General features: G+C 72.3%; 11 protein-coding genes and 1 pseudogene. 6 read left to right on the top strand and 6 right to left on the bottom strand.

What is annotated here, in order from left to right:
• Window positions 1–1,622 (top strand): threonine/serine exporter ThrE family protein (locus tag ACFWYM_RS32100; RefSeq protein ID WP_384845334.1); only part of this gene is annotated, 1,622 nt, incomplete at its 5' end.
• Between the two features lie 6 nt (window positions 1,623–1,628).
• Here the strand turns inward: ACFWYM_RS32100 and ACFWYM_RS32095 are convergent.
• The 3 genes and pseudogenes from ACFWYM_RS32095 to ACFWYM_RS32085 form a co-directional block, all read right to left on the bottom strand.
• A complete protein-coding gene (locus tag ACFWYM_RS32095) occupies window positions 1,629–2,291 on the bottom strand; it encodes an HD family hydrolase (protein WP_384845331.1) in 663 nt (220 codons plus the stop codon).
• An 18-nt stretch (window positions 2,292–2,309) separates the two neighbouring features.
• A pseudogene (locus ACFWYM_RS32090) lies at window positions 2,310–2,839 on the bottom strand (zinc-binding dehydrogenase); the annotation flags it as partial.
• A 117-nt stretch (window positions 2,840–2,956) separates the two neighbouring features.
• Window positions 2,957–3,463, bottom strand: coding sequence for a bifunctional nuclease family protein (locus ACFWYM_RS32085; RefSeq protein ID WP_384845328.1), 507 nt, complete (start codon window positions 3,461–3,463; stop codon window positions 2,957–2,959).
• A gap of 191 nt (window positions 3,464–3,654) precedes the next feature.
• On the opposite strand from ACFWYM_RS32085, the gene ACFWYM_RS32080 reads away from it, so the two are divergent.
• Entirely contained in the window at window positions 3,655–4,026 is a 372-nt protein-coding gene (locus ACFWYM_RS32080; RefSeq protein WP_384845325.1) for a hypothetical protein, read from the top strand.
• 252 nt (window positions 4,027–4,278) lie between these two features.
• Here the strand turns inward: ACFWYM_RS32080 and ACFWYM_RS32075 are convergent, their stop codons facing one another.
• On the bottom strand, window positions 4,279–5,496 hold the full coding sequence (locus ACFWYM_RS32075) for a PP2C family protein-serine/threonine phosphatase (RefSeq protein WP_384845322.1): 1,218 nt from the start codon (window positions 5,494–5,496) through the stop codon (window positions 4,279–4,281).
• Between the two features lie 220 nt (window positions 5,497–5,716).
• Between ACFWYM_RS32075 and ACFWYM_RS32070 the strand changes: the two genes are divergently transcribed.
• The gene (locus tag ACFWYM_RS32070) at window positions 5,717–6,748 is read left to right on the top strand and encodes a methyltransferase (RefSeq protein WP_384845319.1); all 1,032 of its coding nucleotides are present in this window, start codon (window positions 5,717–5,719) and stop codon (window positions 6,746–6,748) included.
• A gap of 17 nt (window positions 6,749–6,765) precedes the next feature.
• Here ACFWYM_RS32070 and ACFWYM_RS32065 read toward each other — a convergent pair whose 3' ends face one another.
• Both ACFWYM_RS32065 and ACFWYM_RS32060 read right to left on the bottom strand, forming a co-directional pair.
• Window positions 6,766–7,251, bottom strand: coding sequence for a hypothetical protein (locus ACFWYM_RS32065; protein ID WP_384845316.1), 486 nt, complete (start codon window positions 7,249–7,251; stop codon window positions 6,766–6,768).
• Between the two features lie 76 nt (window positions 7,252–7,327).
• Window positions 7,328–9,091, bottom strand: coding sequence for a BTAD domain-containing putative transcriptional regulator (locus ACFWYM_RS32060; protein WP_384845313.1), 1,764 nt, complete (start codon window positions 9,089–9,091; stop codon window positions 7,328–7,330).
• A gap of 236 nt (window positions 9,092–9,327) precedes the next feature.
• On the opposite strand from ACFWYM_RS32060, the gene ACFWYM_RS32055 reads away from it, so the two are divergent.
• From ACFWYM_RS32055 to ACFWYM_RS32045, 3 genes are all read left to right on the top strand, one after another.
• Window positions 9,328–9,918, top strand: coding sequence for a hypothetical protein (locus ACFWYM_RS32055; protein ID WP_384845310.1), 591 nt, complete (start codon window positions 9,328–9,330; stop codon window positions 9,916–9,918).
• A 189-nt stretch (window positions 9,919–10,107) separates the two neighbouring features.
• Entirely contained in the window at window positions 10,108–10,656 is a 549-nt protein-coding gene (locus ACFWYM_RS32050) for a hypothetical protein (RefSeq protein WP_384845306.1), read from the top strand.
• Between the two features lie 28 nt (window positions 10,657–10,684).
• Complete coding sequence (locus ACFWYM_RS32045; protein WP_384845303.1) at window positions 10,685–11,437, top strand: hypothetical protein; 753 nt, start codon at window positions 10,685–10,687, stop codon at window positions 11,435–11,437.
• Window positions 11,438–11,637 lie beyond the last annotated feature (200 nt).

Here is an 11,637-nt window from a genome sequence, read left to right as displayed (position 1 = left end):
GCGGCGAGGAGCGCACCTCGCCGCCCCCGCCCCCGCCCCCGCCCCCGGCCGCGCCCGGCGAGCCCGCCACGGGAAGCACCCCCGGGGACCCCCGTCGCAAGCACGACCGCCGCCGCAAGCACGGCCGGCGCGGGCAGCGATCCACCTCCTCCCTCCCGCAGGGCACACCCGCCCGCTCCCTGCGGCACGCCGTGCGCCGCGCGGGCCAGTCAGCGGCCCGCATGGGACGCCTGTGGCAGACCGTGCTGCCCGCGGAGGCGGACGAACCACCGCCCCCGCCCAAGGAGTTGGTGCGCTTCCTGCGTGACGTGGGCGTCGCGCTGTGCCGCGCGGGCGAGACCGCGGAACAGGTCCAGCGCATCGTCACCACGCTCGGCCACCGCTACGGCATGCACCCCGTACACGCCTTCGTCCTGCCCACCGGCGTGTTCGTGCGCGTCGGCGACGGGACCGGCGCCGTCGTCGACTTCCTGCCGGTGCCCGGCGGCGCCGACCTGCGCCTGGACCAGGTCGGCGAACTCTACGACTTCATCCACCAGTTGTACGACGAGCTGGTCCCGCCCGAGGAGGGGCAGCGCCGCCTGCGCCGCATCTACGCGCTGCGCCCCCGCTTCCGGGCGCCGCTGCGGATCCTCGGCTACGGCATCCTGACCGTCGGCCTCGGCATGATCACTTTCCCCAACGCGTGGGCGCTGATCGGCTACGCGGTGCTCGGCGTGTTCGTGGGCGGCCTGCGCGAGGCGGTGGAGGGGCGCCTGCGCACCTTCCAGCTCGCCGTGCCGGTGCTCGCCGCGATCTGCGTGACGGTCCTCGCCTACCGCTACAGCGGCCCCCTCCTGCACGAGAACCCCAGCAAGCTCCTGATCCCGCCGCTCATTCTCTTCCTGCCGGGCTCCGCCCTGACGATGGGCACGATGGAGCTGGCCACGGGCTCGGTCGTCTCGGGCGCCAGCCGCCTGGTGTACGGGGTGAACGTGCTGGTGCTGCTCGGCTTCGGCATCACCGTGGGCGCCCAGCTCATGCACGAGCACCCGATCCCGGCCCATGCGCACACCTACGAGTTCGGGGCGTGGGTGCCGTGGGCGGGCGCCCTGCTGCTCGGCATCGGCTTCGCCCTCAACTCCTCGGCGTCACCGCGCAATCTGCCCTGGCTGATCCTCGTCCTGCTGCTCGTCGAGACCGTCCAGCAGCTCGGCAACCAGCTGGGCAGCAGCCTCGGCGGCGCGTTCCTCGGCGGCATGACGCTGCCGCTCTTCTCCCAACTGGTGCAGCACCGCAAGGGCGCGCCGCCCGCGCAGGTCACGTATCTGCCCGCGTTCTGGCTGCTGGTGCCCGGCGCGCTGAGCCTCACCGGCATCGGCGAACTCTTCAGCGGCCACAGCACGGGCGGCCTCCTCACCACGGTCAACGCCCTGCTCACGGTGGTGGCCGTGGCCCTCGGCGTGCTGGTCGGCGCGAGCTTCACGCGCCCCGCGAGCATCACTCCGGACGACGACGCGGCGGCTCCACTCCCTCTGCCCGAGACGGACGAGGCCCCTTCTCCCGATGGCGCCCCCGACGACCTGGATGCGACGGACGACTCCGGGCCGCCCGCACGCGAAGAGAGCGCGAAGGGTGGTTGAGGGCGGTCACTGAGGCGCATCGCCGCTTCTGGACCAGCCGCGCTGCTCCCCCTCGTCGATGAGGCGCCGCCCGGCCTCCCACAGAGCACCGGACGCATCGCCGATCACGGCCTTGCGGGCTCGCACGTCGTTAGCCGTGACACCTGGCGTCTGCCAAGTGCCGCCACGCGCCATCCAATTGAGCAGCAGCGGCTGAAGGCGGTCCATCGCCTTGGCGAAACGGGCTTCGGGAGTGCCGCGCTCCTCGAATTCGTCCCACAGGGCCCTGATGCGCAGTGCCTGGTCGTCGGGGAGCAGCGCGAACAGCTCGTCGGCGGCGGCCAGTTCCCGGTCCCGCTGATCCGTCCCGGCGGCATCGTCGTAGAGCGGAGTGTCCCCGGCGTAGATCTCGATGAGGTCGTGGACGAGCACGAGTTGGACGGTGTGCCCCACGTCGATGGGCTCGTCGGAGTACTCGGCCAGGAGCACCACCATCATGGCCAGATGCCATGAGTGCTCTGCGTCGTTCTCGCGGCGCCGGACCGAGGCAAGCGGCGACTGCCGCATGATCGACTTCAGCTGATCCACCTCGATGAGAAAGGTGAACTGCGCACGCAGCCTCTCGTCCAGATCCTCAGGGAACGGCGTCTTGTCTGCCAGCAGGCGACGGTCACCAGTCATGGAGGCCATCGTGTCATGAGGCCCGTCTCAGACGCAGATCACAATCTTCCCGTGCGTGTGTCCGCGCTCGGCGTATGCGTGCGCCTCCGCGAACTGTTCGATGGGGTAGGCCCGTTCGATGCGTGGTGTGTACTGGCCTCGCCGGCCGAGTTCGCCCGCTGCGGCGAGGAGTGGGGAGTCGTTCACCGCGGTGGCCAGACGGACGCCCAGGCGAGGCGCTCGGCGAGTCCGGTGCCATAGGTGGTCGGAACGGCTCCCAGTGAGGCGAGGAACGCGTGGTTGCGCTCGCCGGCCGTCCCGATCACGGTGGCGCCCCGAGCCACCGCGATCTCGACCGCGGCACTGCCCACACCTCCGGCGGCGCCCTCGACGAGCGGGGTGCGCCCCCGCAGGACACCGAGCGCCTTCAGCCCGCCCATAGCGGTCACGGACGCCAGAGCGGCACCGGCGGCCTCCTCGTCGCTCCACGTGGTGGGCGCGGGGGCCCAGGCCGAGAGCACGGCCAGCTCCGCCGTCGCGCCGGTGACGCCGCCCAGACCGAAGACCCGGTCGCCGATGCCCCGGGTCCGCATCGACGAGCGGATCACCGATCTGCTCGCTGTGCGCGACCGGCTCGACGACGTCATCGCCATCACACAGGACCCGGATGCCGACTGCCCGCACTGACCCTTCAGTTACGCCGTCGGTTCCTCATCGGGAACGATCAGGCCGGCCTCCTCCAAGAGACTCACACCGACCGTGAGGGGCGCACCGAACCTGAGGGCCAGAGCGATCGCGTCGGCGCACATGGCCGTCACATCACGGGAGTTCCCGCGTGAGGTGAAGCGGATGGCCGCTCCGTAGACGCGGTCGGAGACCCCGTGGATGACCACGCGCTCGATGGAGATGGCGTACGTGTCGAGCACCCGCTGCATGAGGGCGTGCGTCCCCTGGGAGCCTGGCGGTGCCGCGGCCGGCTCGTGCTCCGGGGCCAGAAGCGCGATCTCCGTGGCACCCGCCGGGTTGATGGAGATGGGCAGATACCTCTCCGCCCGGCCACGGTCATGCAGGAGGACGATGGGCTGGTTGCTGGAGGGCTCCACCCGCACTCCGACGACCTCGACCTCCGACCAGGGAAGGCCGAGAGCTGCCGTGGCCTGAGGGTCGCCGGTGGGTGCCGCCGTCGGTTCTTGGGGCTGCACGTCATCTCCCTTCGTGTCGTGGGCGGCCGATGCCGCCCTGTGCGTGGACCGGCCTGTGGTGTGTCCGGTTCCCGAGGGGCTGTTTCTGGGCCGTGACACAGCAACTACCGTCTGAGAATGGCGACTTGATGGTGCGGCCAGCAGTCTGGACGAGGCAGGTCAGGCTCGCGCAGTCACCACGGGGAGGCCCCATGTCGGAGCAGTACGCCATCGACGACGAGTGTGGCGGTGGCTGGCGGGTCGAGGAGGTCGAAGGGGTCTGGATACGCCAGCGGTTCTCCGAGGAGCGGCTCAACTTCCTCCCCGCGGTCCTCTTCGAGCGCCTCACGAACGAGGCCCGTGCCCTCCAGATGACGCTCCCGCAGTACCTGGCGTGGATCGTCGACAAGGCCGAGGGAGCCCTGGTCACGATGCGCGATGACCTGACGAGGCGGCAGGTGAGCAAGGACGATCCCGAGTACGAGCTCTTCGGGACCTGGGTGGCCACGCGCGCCGTCGTGATGGAGCGCCAGGCGCTGACCGTGGTGCGGGCGGGGCAGGATCCCGTGTGGGTCGTGGAGTAGCACCCTTCCTCGTCCCGCGAACTCAGTGGGACCCGGTTCGGTGGGCCCTGATGAGGAGAACGATCTCCGTCGAGCGCCGGAGGCGGATACCTCCCGTGCCTCCCCTCACCCTGCTCGTCGCCCTGACCCGCCCGAGCGACGTCACCCCGCCGGAGTCACCCGTCGTCGCGGCGGCACTGCACCTCGCCGCTGTCGTGGCGGGGACGGTCATGCTGCAGACCCTGGTGTCCGTGGCCACGCCGACGCGCACGCTCAGAGGTGGAGCGTCGCCGCCCTCTCCGGGGAGCGCGTGCGCGACGGGACGCGGCGGATCGCGATGATCGCCGCGTCGTCGCCCAGCGGGCCGCCGCTGTGGGCGAGCAGGTCGTGTTCGAGGCGGTCCACCAGGTCTTCGGGGGTCGCCCCGGACTCGCGGGCGAGCTGGGCCATGCGCTGTCGTACGGGATAGAAGGTGCCGTCGCGGGAGCGGCACTCGTTCACGCCGTCCGTGTAGAGGAGCAGGGTGTCGCCCTCGCAGAAGGGGAGGCGGGTGGGTGCGGTGGGCGGAGCCACGCCGAGTGGGCCCATGCCCAGGGGCAGGCCCGCCTCCACCTCGGGGAAGCGGACCGTGCCGTCGGCGCCGACGATCAGGGGTGGTTCGTGGCCGTAGGCGAGGACGTCGACCGTGCCGGGGGAGTCGTCGCACAGCTGCAGCAGGACGGCCGTGGAGAAGAGTTCCGCCGGGGCCGCTGCGATGCCCGGTCTGCCCTGGCAGTGCCAGGCCCAGGTGTTGTAGCGCTGCACGGCGCTCTCCAGGCGGCTCCCGACCTCGCTGAGGTCTTCCTTGTGGTACGCCGCTTCGCGGAAACAGCCCAGCAGCGCCGCGGACGCCGAGACGGCGGGCAGCCCTTTGCCGCTCACGTCGCCGAGGACCGCCCGTATCCCGTACGGCGACGGCTCGATGTCGTACCAGTCGCCGCCCAGGCGCGCGGCGCTCGCCGAGGGCCGGTACAGGTCGGCGATGTGCAGGTCGTGGACGCGGCTGGGAATGGGCCGCAGGACCGCCCGCTGCGTGGCCTCGGCGACTTCCGTGACCGCCCGGAGCGTGACCCGGGTCCGCTCGCGGTGCCACGCGACGAGCACGCCGAGCAGCCCGCCGACACCGATGAGCAGCGCCACGACGACCGCCACGTCGTGGGAGAGGTCGAACCCGTCGCTCCACAGCGTCAGATGCGCGGTGAGGATCAGCAGCCCGACCACCGTGGTGGCGAGCACCGAGGAGAACAGCGCGATGCCGATCGGCAGCAACGCCAGCAGGACGCCCGCGGGAAAGTCCCACGGCGTCACCCGGTTCACCTCGTGCGCGCCCATCACGGCGAGCCCCGTCACCAACAGGGCGGCGGACCAACCCCCCGAGACACGCGCCCGGCCGGACCGGAAGTCACGCGTCAGGCTGAAGCGCCCGCCACCCCTCGCGTCTTTCACGTACATCCCGACCAGTGTGGGATTCCCGCACCGTCCTGACCAGGGACGGAAGTCCCTGGTGGGTCCCGAACCGGATCGGCTTCGGCTCGACTTCCGGGTCGGTTTTCGGTTGCGTTTCCATGTCGCGCCCCGGGCCGGCTTCCCCGTGCCCGGAATCAGCCGGTCCGTGCCCGGAATCAGCCGGTGCGCCCTGGCGCGCACAGGCCCCTGCTGCTCTAGTGGGCCCGTGGACGCTGACGAACGCCAGGCCGCCCTGGCGCGGCAGAGCGGGGCCCGGCTGATCGAGGAGGCCCTGGGATATGTGGTGCCCGCGGCGCTGCGGGCGGTGACCCTGTGCGGGATCGCGGACCATCTGGGCGAGGGCCCGCGCACCGCGGAGGAGTTGGCACTGGCCAGTGGCACCGACGCGGGCAACCTGCACCGGATGCTGCGGCTGCTCGCCACGCGCGGGCTGTTCAGCGAGGACGAGGAAGGGCGCTTCCGCCTCACCGAGACGGGTTACGCGCTGCGCTCGGACGTGCCCGGCTCCGTGCGCGGCGCGGTCCTCATGAACACCGACCCCGCCTTCTGGCTGCCGCTCGGACAGTTGGAGCGGTGCCTGCGGGACGGCACGTCGGCGTTCGAGGGCATCTTCGGCCGCCCGTTCTTCGAGCACTTCGCCCAGGACCCGCAGACCGCCGCCGTCTTCCACGACGGAATGGCCGCCAAGTCCGCCGTGGAGGACCAGCCGATCGCCGAGGCGTCCGACCTGCCCGACCGGGGCACGGTCGTGGACATCGGCGGGGGACACGGCGGCTACCTCGCCGAGGCCCTGCGGCTGGCCCCCGGCCTGACCGGGGTCCTGTACGACGAGGCGCACGTCCTGGACGGGCACGTGCTCGCCGACGACGCACGCATCGCGGGCCGCTGGCGCACCGCCGAAGGCGACTTCTTCGCCGAGGTGCCGGCCGGTGACGTTCTCGTACTGAAACGGATCCTGCACGACTGGCGCGACGACCAGTGCGTGACGGTGCTGCGCGCCTGCCGCCGCGCGCTGTCGGACGGCGGCCGGGTGCTCGTGATCGACGCCGTCATCGAGCCCGGCGACAAGCCGCATCCGGCCAAGGTCCTGGACCTGTTGATGATGGCGTCGCTGGAGGGCCGCGAACGCACCGAGGAGGAGTTCCGGGCCCTGTTCGCGCAGGCCGGGCTGCGCCTGCGGCGCGTGCTGCCCACGGGGACGGCGCTGAGTGTGGTGGAGGCCGTCGCCGCGCGGTGAGTGGGCGCGCGGCGGACTCAGCGCCCGGCCGCAGCGTCTTCCTCCCGGCCCCCGCTCAGACGCCGCCGCCACCAGCGGTCGGACCGCCACTGCCGGTCGGCGGCGAACGGGTCCGCCAGCGTGCGCCGCAGGTAGCGGTCGTCCAGCGCGCGCAGGTGGACGCGCAACTCGCCGCGGGGGCGCGGCGGCAGCCGCCGTACGACCTCGTCGAGGACGTCACGGGCATGGCGAACGTCGTCGAAGGAACAGCCGCGGCAGGAGCACTGCGCGTCCTGCGGGTAGAGGGGGCGCCGCCCCGGTGTGCGCAGGAACGCGCGATAGCGGCGCAGGGCGTCGTCGGTGGCGCCGACGTAGAGGTAGTAGTCGCCCGACAGCCGCTCAACTCGCGCTGCCGCGGCGCTCGTTCGGCCGGACAGGCCGTGGATGCGGGCGGGCGGGGCGAGGAAGTCGGCGATACGAGGGGTGTGTTCCGCGCGCAGCGCGGCGGGCCGTCTACGCGGCATCGGCCTTTCGGCACGCGGTCATGGTCTTGTCCATGAAGTTCATCATGCCAGTCGTGATGCCAGTTGTGCCGCTCGCTCACGCGTCCGCCAGCTCCCGTCGGGCCTGCTCCACCTCCGTCAGCGCCTGGTGGTGGCCGCTGTCCCGGGCGGCCTGTTCGGCGCGCTCCAGGAGGCGGGCCGCCTCGGCCGGGTCGGTGGTGGCGTGGACGCGGGCCAGGGCGGTGAGCGCGAAGGCGAGGGCGGCGCCACCGAAGGACTCGGCCAATTCGACCGCGGAGCAGGCGAGTTGACCGGCTTCGCGTTGCTCGCCGCGCAGCAGGTGCAGCTCGGCGAGGTTGGCGCGTTCGAAGGCGGTGGCGGTGGGGCGGCCCGCCCGCTCGGCGAGCGTGAGAGCGCGGCGGCCGTGGGCGAGCGCGGCGTCGAGGCGGCCCGCGCGGCGCGCGTTCTCGCGCAGCACGGACAGGACGTTGGCGAGGAGCGCGGGATCGCCGCTGCCCTCGGCAGGGGCCAGGGCCCGCTCGGCGGGGGCGAGGGACTGCTCGAAGTGGCCCGCCAGGCTGAGGGAGGTGGCCTGTTGGGCGAGCGCGCGGGCCTTGAGGGTCAGCCCGCCCGGCCCCTCGACGGCGCTGCTGCTCTCCTCGGCGCGGAGCGCGGCCGCCGCCGCTTCCTCGTACGCGCCCTCGTAGAAGCCGACCATGGCCCGCGCCATGTGGTGCGCGCCCGTCACCAGGGCCGGAGTGCGGGCTGTCGGCACGTGCGCGTGCAGGGCGGCGCGGGCCTGCTGTGCGGTGGCGCCGCGGCACAGGACTTCGGCCAGGCGGGCGGTGGTGAGGACGCAGTGGTCATGGTCGCCGTGACGTTCGTACGCGGACAGGGCGTCCTGGAGGGCGTGCGCGGCGTCGGCGTAGCGGCCCGCGCGCTCCAGGTCGCCGGCCCAGGCCAGACGGATGCGGGCCGCGTCGGACTCGGGGTCGGCGGCGGGCGCCGAGGGACCGGGCGCCTGGGTGCGGGCGGCGGCGAGCGCGGTGCGGTGCAGGCTGACGGTCTGCGGGCCGGGGCGGGCGTCGCGGTCGCGCTCCAGGATCGCCGCGCACGCCTCGTACTGGCGCAGGGCCTCGTGCGGGAGCCCTTGGCGCAGGTATGCCTCGATCAGGGCGCGGTGGGCGCGTTCGTCGGCGGGGGAGTCGTCGAGGGCGCGGCGCGCGGCGCGGGCGGCGGATTCCGGTTCGGCGGCGTCGAGTTGGGCCTCGGCGAGGGCGAGGAGGACACGCCGCTGGAGGAGGGCGAGGCGCTCGCGGACCGGCTCGGTCCAGGGCGCGTAGCGGTCCTCGGGCAGCACCTCTCCGGTGAACGCGTCGAGCGCGGCGGCCAGTTGAGGCAGGCCGCCGTCCGCCAGGGCCCGCTCGGCGAGCGCCTCGGCGTGGTCGGCGTCGACCCAGACGGCTTCGGAGAGGCGCAGGAGGGCGCCCTGCCCGACGAGATACGAGGAGGGGGCGCGCGGCGCCAACTCCGGCTCCAGCGCGTGGCGGGCCGTGTGCAGCGCGACCCGCAGGCTGCGCAGCGCGGGCCGCAGCTCGGCGTCCGGCCAGCACACGGCCATGATCTGCTCGCGGTGCAACTGGTGGCCGGGGGCCAGTGCGAGAAGCTTGACCAGGGTGCGGGCGCCGGGCCGTGACCAGCGTGTGGCGGTGTCGGCGCCGCCGTCGCGCAGGGCGCGGAAGCCGCCCAGGAGATGGACGCGGAGCAGCGGCGGAGCCACCGGGCGGGGTTCCTCCGAGTCGACCGTCGGCTTGGCGGCCGAGTCCTCCGTCGCGTCGAACGCATGCGCTGCCATGCTCATCGAACGGCACTCTAGCCGCCCATGTGCCGCTGATGCGGCCGAGTTACGAGGGAATTACTGGCCGGAAAGGAATGCCCGTCGGGGCACGTCGCGGTGGTGCAGGCCGTCGATCACGCCAATGTCCGCCGGGTTGTGCCGCGCCGTGCCATACGCCGTTGACGGCCAGGAAACCGCTGCTCAGGATGGGCCCGATCACGCAGAGCGCACCCCTCCCCCCATCCTCCAGAGGAGCCACCATGCGACGTTCCCGTGCCGTCATCGCGGCCGGTGCCCTGATCCTGCTCGGCACCACCGCGGCAGTCGCCAACGCCGCACAGGGCGAGTCCACCGCCCAGTCCCCGTCGGCCAAGAAGGGGTCCGCCGCAGCGGCCTGGTGCGAGAAGCAGGGCGGCGCCGCGCAGACCCAGTACCCCTACCGCGTCGACCCGCGCACCCAGAAGCTGGTCCAGCTCGGCGGCGTACGGGAGATGTGCACCTTCACCGCCAAGGACGGCTCGCGGATCGCCCTCGCCGCGGACACCCTGAACTCGGACAAGGTCACGCTCGCCCAGCGCGCGTACCTGGACAAGATCGCCGACCCGGGCGGCCACCCCGGCAACCCCTCCATCGGCTACTGCCAGTCCCTCAACGGCACGGCCATGTACGGCCCCGGCAAGCTGGACGCCGGCGGCTGGGGCCCCAAGGGCGCCACCAAGACGGACGAGGTCATCGCCGCCTGCATGTTCGGCGACGGCTCGGTCATCGACGCGTGGGGGCTGAAGTACCACACGGGAGGCGTGATCCGGGGCGCCGACCTGGCGAAGAAGTTCAAGGTGTCGGGGGCCTGAGTCAGATAACCCTCAAGCTCAACTTTAGGGTGACGGTCTGCCCCTCGGGTGCCCCTCGGGGCACCCGTTCGGGCGGCCTCACGCAACCTCACGAGCGGTCACATGGAACCGTAATCACCGCTTACATCGTCTCTGGGCGCGTCACATCAGAACGTTGTCCGGCACGTGTGTGAGAGGGGATCTCATTCCATGACGCAGCGTCAGCACCCTGGGACCGGTGCGCAGCCCGTCCGTCGCGCGAGGTGGGAGCGCTATCGGGTCACTCATCCGTTCTCGCCCAAGGCCCTCGCGGGCCTGTGGGGAGCGATCATCGGCATCGTGGCGCTCGCCGCGCTGCTCGGCTGGGCGTTGGACATGAAGGGCGGTGTCGTGATCGTCGCGGCGATCCCCTTCATCGCGTCGTGGTTCGAGAAGCAGCGCACGGCCTTCCAGTTCGACCCGGCCGGAGTGCGGGTGGGCGAGGTCCTGCTGCCGTGGTCCGACGTCAGCCAGTTCGTGGTCGCGACGCCGCCGGGCGGTCAGTCGGCGCTGCTCGGCGTGCGGCTGCGGCCCGGCGCGGCGCTGCCGCCCCACGCCCCCGTGTCGCCGCCGCACCCCGACATGCCGGCGCACCTCCATGTCGCCGTCCAGGGGCGGAAGTTCGAGCTGTCGCAGATGATCCGCAAGGCCCGCAAGTACGCTCCCTCGCAGGTGCAGATCGTGGTCGCGGACCCGTCCGGCGAACGTGTCGCGGCTTGAAGGGGGAGTGGGAGTGCGAGTGGGAGCGATGACCGTGCGATCGCGCAGGGCGCGGACGGGGCTGTGGTGCGTGACCGCCGTGATGGGCGCGGCGTTGATGTCCGGCTGCAGTGAGGACTCGCCGCCGCCCGCGATCAAGTTCCGGGCGGCGAAGCCCGCCGGCGACAAGCTCGGGTTCCGGCCCACGCCGGGCTCCCCGGTGACGCTGTCCCAGTGGCCCGACGCGTGCAAGCTGATGACGGACGGGGAGATCCGGGCGATCCTGCCGCAGGCCAAGGAGTTCGAGCGGAAGCCGGTGAAGGTGACCATCCTGAACATGGATCCGCTGTCCGAGGCCGCCCCCGGCACCACCGGCGATGTGCCGCGCGGCGGCTGCGAGTTCGGCTTCGCCCTGCCCAGCAAGGGCGGCGACTCCTCGCGCAACAGCAGCGTCAGCATCACCGTGACCGCCATCGCGGATCCGGCGGCGGTGAAGAAGCGCTACCTGGAGGACAAGAAGGGCGACAGCAAGAAGAAGGGGTTCACCGATCTCGGCGACTCCTGGGGCGTCGAGGGCTGCTACGCGGTACAGAACAGCGTGAGCGACACCGGCGCGGACTGTTACCAAGGCCCGTATCTCTTCGAAGTCGGCGGCTCGAGCTGGGCCGACGGTGTGGCACCCCAGCCCGGCGCGGACGCCGAACCCGCCGAGAACATCGCGGCCGTGAAGAAGCGGGCCCGGACCTGGCAGACGAAGGTCCTGGCCGAGTCGGTCCGTACGGTCGGTGCCCGGATGTCCTGATCCGTGACGTGACGCGGGATCAGCCGAGGGCGAGGCCAAGGGGAGGCGAGCGTCGGCTTCGGGGCCTGACCTAGAGTTCACTCCGTCGATCGCACGGTTCCCCGTCCACCCACGTGCACGTCGACATTCCTTCCTGATCGTCGACGGCGGGGCGCTGGCGGGAACCGGCGCGCACTCCTACGCGGTCCGGACCGCAGGCC

It is taken from the genome of Streptomyces sp. NPDC059009 (assembly GCF_042740175.1).
Taxonomy (GTDB): domain Bacteria; phylum Actinomycetota; class Actinomycetes; order Streptomycetales; family Streptomycetaceae; genus Streptomyces.
The sequence above is the reverse complement of the archived record's forward strand: the minus strand, read 5'-3'. Positions and strand labels throughout refer to the sequence as shown.